We start from the raw sequence: 14,681 nt of genomic DNA, 5'->3' as shown, positions 1-14,681 counted from the left end.
ATGTAGGAACTTTGGCGGGAGTGTACGTTTATTAGTGACTGCACCTTTTGGCGGAATTATCATTTCCCACTTTTTTTATCGTCCCGTGTTTTTTCATTCAATTTTACCGATAGCAAATAAACCTGTTCATAATTCGTTGCTTTTTTGATGTCTTCTTTTGTTTTCAAATTGGTCCGTTGTGAAACACTAGTTTTGTTTGTATGTTTAATGGTTGCTGCGTACTGCCGCTTACCTATGTTAAATGACGTTTTAGAACCGATGCCGCCCGAAGTGACGCTCGTATAATCGGCGGATGGCGAATCAATGATGTTTTCAGAGCTGCCATAGCCATTATCCGTTATAATGGAGCCAATCCATTTTTCTTTTCCCTGATTCATCTTTTGCCGCAAAAATACGACCCTCAGATGATCAGATGGTTTTACCCCTTTTAATCCAGATTCAACATTGATGACCTCGTTGACTTTTTCGCCATTTTCATAGTGATCCACCGTTACTTGTAGTCCTTTTGCTTTCTGGTTATGGAGATTAATGTCATAGGCAAATGCCGTGTAATTGGACAGGTCCATTAATTGTTTTTCAAAGTTTGTTAAATCCGCTTTGACAATAGTTGCATCGCCTTTCTTGTCAGGATTTGTTTCCGGTGCCGATTCATCCGTACACGCGGTTAAAACGAATACCAATAGAAAGGCCATAACTGTTAATGAACGCAAGCTAATTCCTCCTTAAGTTAATACTCTTTGTTCATGTTACTACAACGAATATTCTTGTAAAAATAATCTATCCTCATGGGATAAAGGCTGCTGGTTCAGTAATAAGCCGCGGTTTCCGGTCTCGTTTAGCAGCACTTTCCCGTCAGCCAAATTATTTTCCGGCACAATAAGCGGGATGTCATGCGTCACGAGCTTTCCTTCCTGATCGTAGAAAATATAGCCTTCTTTTTCGTCATAAATAAACGATTGGATCTTCCTATTCGGTGTTATGAACAGCGTCAATTTTTCCTGCTCATTCCAGATCACTTTTACAAGAATCTTCTTCTTCATTTTCTTCTCCACCAAAGCTTTTAACGCACGTAATGAAACAGTTTCGCTCATTTTTCTTCCTCCAAATATATCGATTGTTGGCGTAATGCCGGCTAAAGCTAAACATTTGTCTCGGTATTATTTTAACCGGAAAATTGGTCTTCGTTAAAATAATACTATTCGACGTATGCTTTGTACAAGCATGCCGGTCAGAAAACCATTTCCCTTTCCGGACCTCGTATTTTACGCTAGACTGCTAGTAAATATAATAGTAGCTTTGGAGGGAAATTGCATGATTGATTTGCGTAGTGAGGTGGTTGGAGACGATGTGTATGAAGAAGATCCAACTGTTATCGAGCTGGGGAAACTGGCAGCCGACAAGCTTGGAAAGGAAAAGGCGATGTTCGTTCCAAGTGGTACCCAGGGAAATTAAATCGCAGTCGTAACCCGTTCCCATTTTGTTGGGACGCGGGGACAGGTCCATTGGTTCCAAATGTTGAAAAAGGCATGATACGGGATCTATTGCTCGGCAAAATAGGGGAGAGGGACAAGGCGCCTGTCCCCAATATCCCTGCCTGCTAAGGCGTTGTAACGACTAATTTTCCTCTTGCATGTCTTGTTTCGGTTTTCTTGAGTGCCTCTAAGCCTTGCTCGAACGGGTACTCTTTTTCGATAACAAGCTTGATTTTTTCGTCAGCAATGTCGTGTACAAGCTGGATGACGTCTTTATGGGTATCTTGGTGGTGGCTCATTTGCTGGACGGTAATCCCCCGTTCGCCCTCCAGTTGATCACCTGACACGGTAATGACCTTGCCACCATCTTTGACAACGGGCAAACTATCTTTTCCTGTGCCTGGTTGAATGGCTAAGGCTGCTGTGACGCCGCCATCTGCCCATTCGTTGACTTGCTTTTGCCAGTCAGCGTCATGGTAGTCGACTGTTTTTTCCGCGCCAAGGGATGTCATGTAGTCATGATTTCTGGCTGAAGCTGAACCGGCTACATGAATGCCTTTGGCTGCTGCCAGCTGGATGACAAAAGTACCAACCGCTCCGGATGCGCCGGCGATAAACAGACTGTCACCTTTGTTGAGGTCGAGGGCACGCATGCTTTCCAGTGCTGTTTTTCCGGCGACATGAACCGCTGCACCTTGCTGGAAGGTGAGATGATCAGGCATGGGAATGAGTGTCGCCTGATTGGCAGCAGCATATTCCGCCCATGAACCGCCTTTTGGCTGGAAGCTGGTCGTAAAAATCACTCGGTCGCCGACTGCAAAGTCAGTAACCTGATTACCCAATTGAACAATTTTGCCTGCTCCTTCTATTCCGATTGGGAAGGGGAAGTCTACATTTCTTGGGATAAAATATCTGTCATGAATACCAACGCCAAATGCCTCCACTTGTACCAGAACCTCGTCATCATTAACGGCAGGTATCGGGACGTCAGCGATTTCTACGTTACCGCTAGTGGCATCAGTTCGTACGAATGCTTTCATTGTTTGCATGGCTGGATTCCTCCTCAAGCTGGATGTTAGTTATTGGTCAATTGAAAGGCGTCCGCAAGTAATGAAAAGGATTTATGTCTTGCTTCTTTATCGGAAATCATATCCAAAACCATCAGCTCATCGATTTGCGTATCTTCTTTCAGTTGTAGAATCTGTTCTTTTACCGTATCTGCACTGCCGATGATAAAACGTCCTTTGTTTTGCTGGCGTACCATCTCTTCTTCTTGCGTATACTTATGGGCTGCTGCCTCTTCCAGTGTCGGCGGGGCAAAATGGAATTGGCCGGTGCCCCAACGTACCCATTGCAGTTCGGCCGGTCCTGCATAATAAGCCGCTTCTTCATCTGTTTCGGAACATACGACGACTATGGACAGGATGCTGTACGGCTCGGCCATGAATGCTGACGGTTGGAACTGTTTTCGGTAGTTTTGCAAAACAGGAACCGCCCAATCCGGATTGATTTGCGCGGCAAATGCATAGCCGAGTCCAAGTTGGGATGCAATTTTCATTCCACCGTCACTTGATCCGAGCATGAATAGCTCAGGTCTTAGAGAGCGATCCGGTGTCGGGGTGATGGTTGCAAATGGGTGGTCATCTGGAAAGTCACCTGTAAAATAGGCAAGTAGCTCATTCAGCAACTCACCGGATTGATCACTGTTGACTGCCTCACGGGAGCGGCGCAATGCTAATGCAGTCATCCCGTCGGTTCCCGGCGCACGGCCCATTCCAAGGTCGATCCGGCCCGGGTGCAGTCCTTCTAATAGAGAGAAGTTTTCCACTACTTTAAGTGGGCTGTGATTCGGCAGCATAACACCGCCGGAACCGATGCGGATATTTTCTGTCAGTGCTGCGGCATGGGCTGCAAGCAAGTCAGGTGATGTACTTATCTGGTGTTTCGTATTATGATGTTCGGCAAACCAGTAACGGGTGTATCCGAGTTTGTCCGCCAATTGAGCAAGTTCGGTCGAATTCTGTAATGTTTGCGTTACCGATTCATTATTGTATATCGTTGCCAAATCGAGAACGGAAAGTTTAAAGTCGTTCTCGTTTGTATCCGTAGGCATAGGCTTACCTCCTCAGGAATTGTTTTCAATACGATACCTTCCATTAAATAGAATGAACCTAGGGATGTCAAAGAAAGTGTTTAAAGGATGTCCACTCATACACCTTGAACTAGCAAAACGCCTCTCTGCATACAAATATGCAAAGAGGCGTTTGGTTTTTACCGGGTCAGGCCATCATAGAGCACTTCCAGGTTATAGTTTAAATAATTCACGTACGTATCTATTTCCTCGCCCTGTTCGCCAATTTCATCGGAATAAATCGGTTTGTCATAAATTGGAACGCCTGATTCCTCGGAAACGGTCTCCATTGGTCTTGGATCAACGTTTGATTCGCCAAATAACACTGGAGCATCATTGTCTTCAATAAAGGATATGAGGTTTTTGATTTGCTTTAGTGTTCCGTTTTCTTCCGTATCAATCTCAAAGACAAAGCCTTCTTTCAGGCCGTAGTGGTCTGCCAGGTATTGGTAAGCCCGCTCACTCGTTACCAGTATACGAGGTACAAGATTATGGAAGAGCGCAATCATTTGGTGCATTTTATGTATACGTTTAATTTAAAACTGGTTAAGCAAAGGCCATCATTACCGTAAACCGTTCGTGTGTCTTGCATGTGATGAAATACCCACCATTTTTTAGTAGTCGATTTAAGGGCTGGGCCGGAACAAAAGGGGACAAACGAAAACTGAATACTCTCGTAGTATGGCGCGTACGTTTCTCTGTACACCGTGAGCTTAAGACAGTGGGCCTGTGCCATGTCTCAATTGACTATATTTTGAATATTTGATAAGTTGAATTCAATTATTATGTATTTTTGGAGGGGTTGGGAGTTGGAAAAGCAGACGGCATTTATTTGGGATGAGAGTTGTTTTTGGCATCAGACGGGGAATGGTGCTCTGAATATTGATTCCGGAGGCTGGGTCCAGGAGGATGTGCACGCGGAAAGTCCGGAATCAAAACGGCGCGTGAAAAATTTACTTGATCGGTCAAAATTTATGAAACAATTGCAGCAAGTGGAACCGCGTCCGGCTACAAATGATGAGGTTGCTATGAATCATGGCCGGGAACACATGGACAGAGTTAAATCCCTAAGTGATCGTGGCGGCGGAAATGCGGGAGAACATGCTATTGTCGGTCCTGATTCGTATGAAATTGCGCTCACATCTGCTGGATGCGCGATAAGCTCGGTGGATTCTGTCATGCAAGGCCAGGCAAAAAACGCCTATGCACTGACACGTCCGCCGGGGCACCACGCCGAAAAACATGAGGGGATGGGATTTTGCCTTTTCAATAATGTAGCGATCGCTGCCAAGCATGCAAAAGCCCAATACGGCCTAAAGCGCATTGCTATTATCGATTGGGACGTTCATCACGGCAACGGAACGGAAAGTGCTTTTTGCGATGACCCCGATGTTCTGTTCATTTCGGTGCACCAGGAAAATATTTTCCCAAGGAATCGCGGGGAGATAACGTATACCGGTGAAGGTGAGGGGGAAGGATTTAACGTGAATATTGAACTGCCAGCCGGGACTGGAAACGAGGGCTATAATCAGACGTTTGAGGAACTGATTGTGCCGGTTATCGATCAATTTGGTCCTGAGCTAATTTTCATTTCGGCGGGGCAGGACACGAGCCGCTTCGACCCGATTGGCCGTATGATGATGACGGCGGAGGGGTTTTATCAGCTCACAGAAAAAGTGAAAGCATTGGCGGAAAAACATTGCAGCGGGCGCCTTGTCGCTTGTCATGAGGGTGGTTACAGCACAGCTTATGTTCCGTTTTGTACGATAAAGATTTTAGAAGCGTTGAGCGGAAAACAGAGCGGCGTGAACGACCCGTTTGATCAAGGATTGCACGAGGGCCCGCTATACCAGAATCAAATGGATGCCATCCAGCGTGCAAAACAAGTCCAATCTAAATACTGGGCATTAGAGTGAAGTGGGGCAGGTTGACTGCCCCACTAAAATTTTTTTAAGTTGGACTGGGATTCAAACGTCAATGGGAAAAACTTCAGCCGACAATTGTGAACTTTATCATTTTATTTGTGAACTTTAGCGGATTCGCTTGTGAACTTTATCATTTTTACTGTGAACTTTGGCGAATCCATTGTGAACTTTAGCGAATCGGCAGTTTATCAATGTCAATTTTATACTTTCTCCCACTTGTACTTCCAAAGTGATCATCAGGATTTTTTTGGCCAGGAGAAGCTGCCGCCGAATACGTCGCGGACGTCGTGGATGACGACGAAGGCTTTGTCGTCGACGGAATTGATGATGCGTTTGAGTTTCATAATTTGATATTTGTTAATGATAATATAGGCCATGTCGGCGTTTTCTTTTAAATAGCCGCCGTATCCCTCAAAAACGGTTGCACTTGTTTTCATTTGCAATACAACTTCATCGGTTATTTCTGGCGCATAGGCAGAGATCACACTGACTGCTTTTCGTGTGTCTAGCCCTTCGATAATAAGGTCGGTCGCTTTTTTTCCGACAAACAAGGAAACAATCGTATACATCGTATGGAGCGGACCGATGATGAACAGTCCGGATGACACTACGGCTGCGTCAAGGACAAAATTCGTTCGTGTCAAATCCCAGCCGAGGTTATGGTTGAACATTCTGGCGATGACGCTCGTTCCGCCCATGGAACTGCCGGTGCGGAAAATCAGCCCGGCACCAATGCCAATGAAAAATCCAGCAAAAATAGCAGACACGAGTGGATCGCCCAATGACTCAGCCCTGCCTTCCGTAATGTAAATAAAAAAGGAAATAAGCGGAGCCGTGATAGCCGTCAAAAATATGGTTCGCCTTGGCAGGACACGATAGCCAATCAGTAAAATAATCGATGCTAAAATAAAGTTCACGATGCCCGGTGACCAGCCAAATGCATAGTGCAGAATAATGGACAATCCCGGTAAACCGCCATCGGCCAGGTTGTTCGGAATGGCCAAAAAGGTGAGTGCCAGGGCGTATAACAGTGTGCCCGCGACAATCATAAGGATGTCTTTCAATAGTCTCGTCATCATTTTCAGCTCCTCGTCTTTCTTAATGTACATCATTAAAACGGCTTATCGCTGGACGACAAACCGTTGTTGTATAGCCCGATGATTCCCGGCGTGATAAAAATTAAACCTGTGCGAGCAGTAAGTCTATATGATTGTCTGTGAATCAAACGTGAAATTCTATGATGAGTTTACAGTTTCATGCTGGTGGACGCAAGTAACTTACGTGATTTAATAAAACGCACTTTTAGAAAATATTCACCGGAGAGCAAATGATGATAAGACATAAGGGGTGCCTTACTTTTGCTGATGGAAAAAATGTTGGCTGAAGTTTTGAGATATCTATCCTTGCTATGCAGTTTATCGGAAGGGGAAAGACTGTCAGCGTCATTCCATCATAGAAAAAAGTGGAGGCTATTTGGTGCCTCCACATTGTTGCTGGAACAGATACTTATGTCAATGTATAAAAATCCCTTCTTGTGTGGGAGAAGGAGCCTGTCCCCGCGTCTCATTCTGCCTCGTTTCCGGCTTATCGCTGATGTTTTATGCTGCCGCCGATGATGGTCATGTCAATTTCGGTTTCGGTGAGCTGATCCGGGAGTTTGAGGGTGAATGGGTTTTGTGAATAAACGGTCATATCGGCCAGTTTTCCTCGTGAAATGGTTCCTTTTATTTTTTCTTCATTGGTTGGGTAGGCTCCCAGTTCCGTGAACAGGCGGAAAGCCTCGTTAACAGAAAGCCGTTCGTCCGGATTCCAGCCTGCATGGGATTGTCCGGGTGCCTTTCTTGTAACGGCAGCATGAATGCCAAACAGCGGATCGATAGGCTCTACCGGGCAATCTGACCCGCCGGCACAAATGACACCGGAATTCATGAGCGTTTTCCATGCGTAGGAACGTCCGGCCCGTGTCTGGCCAAGCCTATCCTGTACCCATGGGAAATCACTGGCCACAAAACGCGGCTGAATATCAGCGATTCGGTCCGGGGCAGCAAGCCGCTTAATAAGTTCCTCCCGCAGCACTTGAACATGAATGAGCCGATCCCGGTACGCAACTGAGGGGAACTGGTCGAGGACGTCCAGCACGTTTTCCAGCGCTTGATCACCGATAGTATGAACGGCAACGGGCATGGATAGCGTCCTTGCTTTTTGAACAATCTGCTGCAGTGCTTTTTTGTCCAAAACCGCGTCCCCATATTCGTCCGGGGCATCACTATAGGGTTCGGACAACAAGGCCGTCCGTCGTCCCATGGCACCATCGGCAAACAATTTCACGGCACCGATTTGCAGCGTCTCATTGCCAAAACCCGCATACATACCTTCATTTCGCAGGTCATCAAGAAAATCATAATCAATCAAAAGATTGCAGCGGAGCCCGAGTTGTTCATGATTTAAAAGCTCATCATAAAGGTTATATGTCCGGCTGAGTCCGCCTAAAAAACGCGGGTCATTCGAATGCACACTGGTCAGTCCTCTCGCCATCGCATAGGAAATCGCTTGGCCGAGTGCATCTTTCAGCTCGTCATATGTACGTTCCGGAATGTGACGGGTGATCAGCTCTGATGCTGACTCCAGCAGCAGCCCAGTCGGTTTTCCGGTGGCATCATCCAGCTCAATTCTCCCGCCTTCAGGGGTGGACATTTCCGGATGATAGCCAGCTAATTCCAAAGCTTTACTGTTGACCAAAAATGCGTGATGACAGATGCGTGGCATGAACAGCGGGTTGTGCGGGCAAACGTGGTCCAATTCGCTTATATCGGGAATGCCACTATCCGTGAAAAGATTCTCGTCCCAGCCTTCACCAACCAGCCATTCTCCTTTCTGCAGCGTTCTCGCGTGATTGCGTATTTTTTCCAGTATCTCTCGTTTAGACGTGAGACCAGTCAGATCGAGATTGAGGAAATTGTGCGCAATTGCTGATAAGTGCAGATGACTGTCAATCAGCCCTGGCGTAACAGTCTTCCCATCCAGATCCACCGTTTCCGCATCCGGATTTTTCCAATGCAGGAGCATATTATCGGCCGCTCCCATATCAATAAAACGGCCACTTTCCACGACAACAGCCTCCGCGCGTGGCTTAGTCGGATCAAACGTATAAAAATTCCCGTTCACAAAAATTTTTCGCATCGGATGCTCACTCCCCCGCTAAAAATAACGTACTACGAAATATGCCGTTCAGGCGAAAAGTGTGTGCGAACAGCAGCATCCACTTTGAGACATTGACTGTATGGGGAGGGCTAGTGCTGCTGCCTTGATATAACTATCTGCAATGGTAATGCTTCCGTAAAATGGTGGCCCATTTGTAATTTGGATACTTGGTATAACTGTGTCTAAAAAACAGTCATAGCGGCAGAATATCCCTTCACCTTTATTACTGGTCTAAGCACCGCCCCATTTCCGCAACAGGAAGCGGCCACTTTACAATAATTTTCTAAAATATATCAAAATTAAGTGAATTCGTCAAGATGGGACGTGGGGACAGATATTGTCCTGGTTTGGAAAGGCAGAACGAAGAAAGCTTGTTTTGGGCAGGGTGGCATGCTGCTTTTACTTGGGTGGCAATTTATCCAGGTTTGAACTTGACTTCCAAAATTTAGCGGGACAGTAAGCCTGTCCCCCTGTCCCGATGGCCTGTTCGGTTTTACATGTGTTTAATTCTTCCTTGATATTTCTCGTATAGTTCGCTGTTGCTGTAGCCGTCAATATTTTGGCTGGCATAGACGGGGAGTTTAGCGCCGTTTTTGGCAGCTATTTTCATTCCTTCTGTAACGGCGGTATGTAATAATGCCATACCCGATATGGTGGAAGGTGCCCCGGTCTGAATTCCGTTTACTTCAAGCAGTCCATCACCGGCAGGGACGCAATTATCCAGTACAATATCGCCTAATTCGTATAATTTTTTGGAACTGCTGTGTCTGCTTGGGTATTTTTTGCTTTGTTCCAGCGACGTGAGAACGACGACAGTATGGCCTTCTTTTTTCGCGCGCATAGCAAATTCAATTGGGAGTGCGTTTCTGCCCGAATTCGATATAACAATGACCAGATCGCCGTTTTCAATCGCTTGTTCTTCCCATAGCACATCGGCAATCCCGCTGATTCTTTCCAGTTTGCTGCTTCGGATGGCGCCATCAGCTGTCGTAACCGTTGAATCAAGAATGGTGTTGACATTGGCCAGGGTGCCAGCACGGATGAAAAGCTCCAAGCCAATCATATGCGAATGACCGGTTCCTAATACATGAATCAGCTTATCATCCATTATCGCATCACCAATTAGCTTCGAAACCTTTTCCAGCTCTTCTTTATTTTTGTCCTCCAAGAGCCCAAGCTGTTTTCTAATTGCATCCATATACTCAAACATCCATAACCCTCCATGAAATAACGTGTTGGAACGCGGGGGAAAGGCTCTGCGTCCCATAAAAAAGGGACGATCGCTGTCCACGTGTCCCTATACTTCGTTTGGCTGCCGCATGAAGAATGGCAGGTTTTGTGCGCCGGTCATGCGTACATAGGTGAATAGCTGGCCTTTGTGATGGATTTCGTGATCGATGGCGTTTGAGAGCCAGTATGTACCTGGTGCCCGGACACCATTGAACAGGATGTAGCCTTTTAGCTGAAAGTCAAAAATGGATTTGATATCCTCTCTTGTCTGTTCGGTGTATCGTTCGACAATCGTGCGAACGTCGTTAATAGTCTTATAATTATTTTCAACAGCCGGAGCCCCGAATTCACCTTGCTTGATTCCTTTAATGAACATGTCGGTCGCCGTTACAATGTGAATGGCAAGTTCTCCAAGCGACATGGCGCCGTCCCACGGTCTGTAGTCCACATACTCATCTTCTGTCTGGGCGAGCAACTCATCCAGCACCATCCGATGCTGCAGCCAGCCCTGAGCGACATCATCCATACCACTGCTCATGTAGATCCCTCTTTTCCATCTATATTAGGTTCAGTATAACGTCTTTTCCACTAAGTTCCTATTGATTTGCATGGGACAATCGCTGTCCCCGAGCCCCGGTGATGACAGGTGGAGATTTTTGGTGTAAAGTTGGGAATACTCAGTCTAAAAAGGGTGGAATGGATGTATGCTGCGAATTTATATGCTGCTGTTATTGGTTATGTTGATGTGGGGGCTAAACGTTTCCGCATTGAAGGTGCTTGTGGGGGCTGTTGATCCGATTCTTCTAACGGCTTTTCGGATTATGACGGCAGGTGTGGCGGTTTTGATCATCTGTTTGGCGATGGGGATATTCCGCTTGCCGCGCAAAGATGAATGGTTTACCATCTTCTTCATTGCAATTTTTAATGTCATTTTGCACCATTCGTTTGTGGCGGTTGGGTTGACAAAAACATCCGGAATCAATGCCGGGCTGATTCTTGGAATGGTGCCGCTCGTTACGGTCATGATGACAGTTATCTTTCTGCGCCAGCGGGTAAGATGGCTGCGCATACTTGGCTTCATCTTGGGATTTGTGGGTGTAGCAGTGACGACACTGGCTGGTGCAGGAGGTATAAAAGCTGTTTCGCCGGGGGATTTGATTGTATTTTTGGGTGTTGTTGTGCAAGGATTCAGTTTTGTTCTGATTAGTAAATTGCGGCCTACTTTTGATCCGCGGTTGGTGACAGGGTATATGCTGGTTGTGGGATCGGTTTTTATTTTCCTGCTGAGCCAGGCATTTGGGGCGAATATACAGGAAATAACGAAACTAGCTGACTGGCGGCTGGGATCCGTCTTTTTATTTAGTGCAGTATTTGCCACCGCATTTGGACATATGACATATAATTACGCCATTAAAAAGGCAGGACCGGCCGAGGCAGCGATTTTCCTCAACATGAACACCCTGTTTGCTATCACCGGTGCAGCCGTATTCCTCAATGAAACAATAACTGTTCACCATATCGCCGGATTCCTCCTTATCCTATGTGGTATCTTCCTCGGCACCGGCGCAGCAGACAACCTGGCCAAGCGACAAAGAGCACATTAACGGGACTGGGGACGGGATCCTCGTCCCATTCGGTTTGAAGGTATCCATCCGGTCACGATTCCCGAAGTGCTTTTCTGGCTAAATGGTCAGCCCGGGTATTTTGTTTTTCGGGGATCCATTTAATAAAAACATGTGGGAAATAATTCGCGGCTTCCCGAAACTTTTGAAGGAAAGGAAGGAATTTATTGTTCTTGGTGTAGTCCTTTTCAATGGTGTCAGCGACCAGTTTGGAGTCTGACCGCAATGAAATAATTTCGCCTTGAAAATGGTCTCCACAAATTTCCATCGCTTTCAAGACCGCATGGAACTCAGCTTCATGGTTCGACATCTCGCCTAATGAAAATAAATACTCGTACGTTTCTCCATATGCTTTAATAAAAACCCCAGCACCGCTTCGTCCCGGATTTCCCGTTGATGCGCCATCTGTGTATACTTCAATCACGTTGGATGCTCCTTTGTCATAGTTGTACAGTTTCGTGTTGGGACAATGGACCAGTCCCTGCGTCCCTCTATCATAACTTTTTTTCAACTCGGTGGAAAGTTATTTTTGGCTTCACTGTGGTGTTGTGTTGCAGTTATAATGGAACTGAAAAAGAGCCTGGGTGGGGTGACAGTAAGGCAGTTATCATGAATCACCGGAAACTCTAAAAGCGTCATTGATTGCGCCTATCCCCATATCCCATGTTCCCGTCCACCATTGAAATAGCCATGTCCTGCGAATTAACTGATTTTTTGCTGTATATTGTTGTTATCTGTTGATAGCTGATGGATCCTCTTCTTTTCGGCGGTATGATACGGGAAGATGTGGTTGTCTGACTTTTCTGTTTGGTCTATGATTAGTATAAGTTGAAAGGGGAGGAAATCGCTAAAGCGTATAATGCGTTTGCGGAACCATTCGCAAACCGCCTGTCATCAGCTTATCGACTACGAACAGCAGGAGGAGTTTTTTTGAAAAAGAAAACACTATTATTTAGCGGTATTTTGCTACTAATTGCTATGATGTTGCTTGGCGGATGTAACAGTCAGGCATCGGGTGATGAAAAAGAACCAATTATTTTTGCGGATGAGAATTGGGCCAGCCTTCGTTTCCATAATGAAATTGCCGGGACCATCATTGAGGCCGGTTATGGTTATGAGACAGAACAGCGGAAAGGCTCCGCATCTGCCTTATTAACTGGGCTTCGAGAAGGAGATATTGATGTCCATATGGAAATATGGAAGCAAAATAATATAGAAACTTATAATGATGGTATTGAAAGCGGCGATTTCGTCAAACTGTCGGTCAACTTTGATGATAACTATCAGGGCCTGTACGTGCCTACATATGTGATTGAAGGCGATCCGGAAAGAGGAATCGAACCAATGGCACCGAATTTAAAGTATATTCCAGATCTGGCTGACTACGAGGATTTATTTCAGGATCCGGGTGATAAAGAAAACGGTCGTATCATCGGGGCTATCCCGGGATGGGAAGTCAGTGAGCTGACATTCGAAACGATGAAGGAGTATGGTCTGGACGAGCAGTTTAACTATTTCCGTCCGGGTTCAGAAGCAGCCATTAATACGTCGCTGGCCGATGCGTATAAAAATGGCGAACCATGGGTCGGATACAACTATGAACCAAACTGGGTGATGGGAAAATACGATATGACACCATTACTTGAGAAGAAAGATACACCATTATCGACTGTTGCAACGCAGAACGTCGAAATTGTCTCCCACAAAAGCCTGCCCGAACGAGCGCCAGAGGTAACCGAATTCCTCAAAAACTATCAAACAACCAGTGAAATTGCCAATAATGCGCTCGACTATATGCAAAATGAGGACGCATCAGCACATGAAGCCGCGATAAAGTTCTTGAAAGAAGAAGAAGCACTATGGACCGAATGGGTACCTGAAGAAGTCGCTACCAAAGTTAAGGAAGCAATCGAATAAACCGGGACATGGGGATAGGTCCATTATCCCGCCAAGATAGTGGGACAAGGAGCCTGTACCCGCATCCCTAAGGAGTTTTGTCATCGTGGAGCTAGATTTTGATGGTACTGTACCGCTGCATGTTCAATTAAAACAAATTATTGAGAAACAGGTAGAAAGTGGGGAGCTTACAGGTCAGATTCCGAGTGAGCGCAGTTTTATGGAATCCTACCATGTCAGCCGGAGTACGGTGCGGGAGGCTGTGAGCGCACTTGTGCGGGAAGGCGTATTGGAAAAACGGCATGGAACAGGGACGTTTGTTTCCCTGAAACCAATCCATGAATGGCTAGGAAACCTCAGCAGTACGACAGAAACGATTAAACAGATGGGCATGGAACCGGGTGCAAAATTAATCACGCATTACAAAATGACACCTTCGCCTTCCATTAAAGAAAAAACTGGCTTTGAGGAAGCTTATTTTATCAAGCGTGTGCGTTATGCAGACGATGTGCCGATTGGTGTAGAGTGTCATTATTATCCAATTTCCATAGGAGAAGCACTTGTCCAGTATGATTTAGATAATGCGACGCTCTACGAAATTGAGGAAAAAGAACTTGGCATTTGGTTTGCGGAAGCGAGTCAGACGATTGGGACCAGTATTATCACTGAAGAGGACGCAAAGTATTTACAAGTTCCAGCCAACTCCCCTGTGTTACACGCAGAACGCATGATTAAAGATATAGAAGGTACCATCATTGAGCTGGAAAAAGCTTATTACCGAAGTGATATGTACAATTTTAAAATCAATTTATCCCGAAAATTTGGGTGAAATCTATATGCGGAAGAACAGCAGGGCTAACGGAAAAACTCCCTGCTCTCAATTTCCGCCCTTCCCCCGTCTGATCCGGATTTAACCCACTTCGAGAGCCCGCCGGAACATCCTGCCAATTCCTTCTTCCAACATCCATCTTGCCATTTATTAAAAAATCTTATAACCGCCATTGTCTTTTCAAATTACAGAATTAACAAAATTTTGTTGAAATCCTAGCCGACTTCACATATACTAAAATTAAATCCATTCATCACTGGTACGGACGTCATGATGTCGAAAAGTTCGACTGGCTGTACCTATGGAAAATTGACTTTATGACCAGCCGTAGTAAAAACTGTTACAATGACATGCTGCTTTTTTCCTCCATTAGAT

The 14,681-nt window shown here is 45.7% G+C and carries 14 protein-coding genes and 1 pseudogene; 5 read left to right on the top strand and 10 right to left on the bottom strand.

Annotation, left to right across the window (positions count from 1 at the left end):
• Positions 1-59: 59 nt before the first annotated feature.
• Both ACFSUO_RS14565 and ACFSUO_RS14560 read right to left on the bottom strand, forming a co-directional pair.
• Positions 60-710 carry a hypothetical protein gene (locus ACFSUO_RS14565; protein WP_382395371.1) on the bottom strand — a complete coding sequence of 217 codons (651 nt, stop codon included), beginning with the start codon at positions 708-710 and terminating at the stop codon, positions 60-62.
• 39 nt (positions 711-749) lie between these two features.
• Positions 750-1,091 carry a hypothetical protein gene (locus ACFSUO_RS14560; protein WP_382395369.1) on the bottom strand — a complete coding sequence of 114 codons (342 nt, stop codon included), beginning with the start codon at positions 1,089-1,091 and terminating at the stop codon, positions 750-752.
• 220 nt (positions 1,092-1,311) lie between these two features.
• Here ACFSUO_RS14560 and ACFSUO_RS14555 point away from each other — a divergent pair.
• Positions 1,312-1,449 (top strand): annotated as a pseudogene (locus tag ACFSUO_RS14555) (beta-eliminating lyase-related protein); the annotation flags it as partial.
• A 148-nt stretch (positions 1,450-1,597) separates the two neighbouring features.
• Here ACFSUO_RS14555 and ACFSUO_RS14550 read toward each other — a convergent pair.
• The 3 genes from ACFSUO_RS14550 to ACFSUO_RS14540 all read right to left on the bottom strand — a co-directional run bounded on the left by ACFSUO_RS14550 (position 1,598) and on the right by ACFSUO_RS14540 (position 4,121).
• Positions 1,598-2,521, bottom strand: coding sequence for an NADP-dependent oxidoreductase (locus ACFSUO_RS14550; protein WP_382395367.1), 924 nt, complete (start codon positions 2,519-2,521; stop codon positions 1,598-1,600).
• Between the two features lie 26 nt (positions 2,522-2,547).
• Positions 2,548-3,585 carry an LLM class flavin-dependent oxidoreductase gene (locus tag ACFSUO_RS14545; RefSeq protein ID WP_382395365.1) on the bottom strand — a complete coding sequence of 346 codons (1,038 nt, stop codon included), beginning with the start codon at positions 3,583-3,585 and terminating at the stop codon, positions 2,548-2,550.
• Between the two features lie 158 nt (positions 3,586-3,743).
• Positions 3,744-4,121 (bottom strand): metal ABC transporter solute-binding protein, Zn/Mn family, encoded by a 378-nt coding sequence (locus tag ACFSUO_RS14540; RefSeq protein ID WP_382395363.1) that lies wholly within the window; start codon positions 4,119-4,121, stop codon positions 3,744-3,746.
• Between the two features lie 291 nt (positions 4,122-4,412).
• On the opposite strand from ACFSUO_RS14540, the gene ACFSUO_RS14535 reads away from it, so the two are divergent.
• The gene (locus tag ACFSUO_RS14535; RefSeq protein ID WP_382395361.1) at positions 4,413-5,519 is read left to right on the top strand and encodes a class II histone deacetylase; all 1,107 of its coding nucleotides are present in this window, start codon (positions 4,413-4,415) and stop codon (positions 5,517-5,519) included.
• Between the two features lie 245 nt (positions 5,520-5,764).
• On the opposite strand, the gene ACFSUO_RS14530 is transcribed toward ACFSUO_RS14535, so the two are convergent.
• The 4 genes from ACFSUO_RS14530 to ACFSUO_RS14515 all read right to left on the bottom strand — a co-directional run bounded on the left by ACFSUO_RS14530 (position 5,765) and on the right by ACFSUO_RS14515 (position 10,497).
• Positions 5,765-6,637: a YitT family protein gene (locus tag ACFSUO_RS14530; RefSeq protein WP_382395359.1), complete on the bottom strand. Its 873-nt coding sequence runs from the start codon at positions 6,635-6,637 to the stop codon at positions 5,765-5,767.
• Between the two features lie 475 nt (positions 6,638-7,112).
• Positions 7,113-8,708 (bottom strand): amidohydrolase, encoded by a 1,596-nt coding sequence (locus ACFSUO_RS14525; protein ID WP_382395357.1) that lies wholly within the window; start codon positions 8,706-8,708, stop codon positions 7,113-7,115.
• Between the two features lie 514 nt (positions 8,709-9,222).
• On the bottom strand, positions 9,223-9,939 hold the full coding sequence (locus ACFSUO_RS14520) for a sugar isomerase domain-containing protein (RefSeq protein WP_382395355.1): 717 nt from the start codon (positions 9,937-9,939) through the stop codon (positions 9,223-9,225).
• 87 nt (positions 9,940-10,026) lie between these two features.
• Entirely contained in the window at positions 10,027-10,497 is a 471-nt protein-coding gene (locus ACFSUO_RS14515; RefSeq protein ID WP_382395353.1) for a DinB family protein, read from the bottom strand.
• Between the two features lie 166 nt (positions 10,498-10,663).
• Here ACFSUO_RS14515 and ACFSUO_RS14510 point away from each other — a divergent pair, with 166 nt between their 5' ends.
• A complete protein-coding gene (locus ACFSUO_RS14510) occupies positions 10,664-11,563 on the top strand; it encodes a DMT family transporter (protein ID WP_382395351.1) in 900 nt (299 codons plus the stop codon).
• 52 nt (positions 11,564-11,615) lie between these two features.
• Here ACFSUO_RS14510 and ACFSUO_RS14505 read toward each other — a convergent pair whose 3' ends face one another.
• Positions 11,616-12,005 carry an RNase H family protein gene (locus ACFSUO_RS14505; RefSeq protein ID WP_382395349.1) on the bottom strand — a complete coding sequence of 130 codons (390 nt, stop codon included), beginning with the start codon at positions 12,003-12,005 and terminating at the stop codon, positions 11,616-11,618.
• Between the two features lie 506 nt (positions 12,006-12,511).
• On the opposite strand from ACFSUO_RS14505, the gene ACFSUO_RS14500 reads away from it, so the two are divergent.
• Together ACFSUO_RS14500 and ACFSUO_RS14495 are read left to right on the top strand one after the other, a co-directional pair.
• The gene (locus tag ACFSUO_RS14500) at positions 12,512-13,498 is read left to right on the top strand and encodes an ABC transporter substrate-binding protein (RefSeq protein ID WP_382395347.1); all 987 of its coding nucleotides are present in this window, start codon (positions 12,512-12,514) and stop codon (positions 13,496-13,498) included.
• Positions 13,499-13,583: 85 nt separating this feature from the next.
• Positions 13,584-14,306 carry a GntR family transcriptional regulator gene (locus ACFSUO_RS14495; protein WP_382395345.1) on the top strand — a complete coding sequence of 241 codons (723 nt, stop codon included), beginning with the start codon at positions 13,584-13,586 and terminating at the stop codon, positions 14,304-14,306.
• The last annotated feature ends 375 nt before the right edge of the window (positions 14,307-14,681 follow it).

It is taken from the genome of Lentibacillus juripiscarius (genome assembly GCF_042685205.1).
Taxonomy (GTDB): Bacteria; Bacillota; Bacilli; order Bacillales; family Amphibacillaceae; genus Lentibacillus; species Lentibacillus juripiscarius.
The sequence above is the reverse complement of the archived record's forward strand: the minus strand, read 5'-3'. Positions and strand labels throughout refer to the sequence as shown.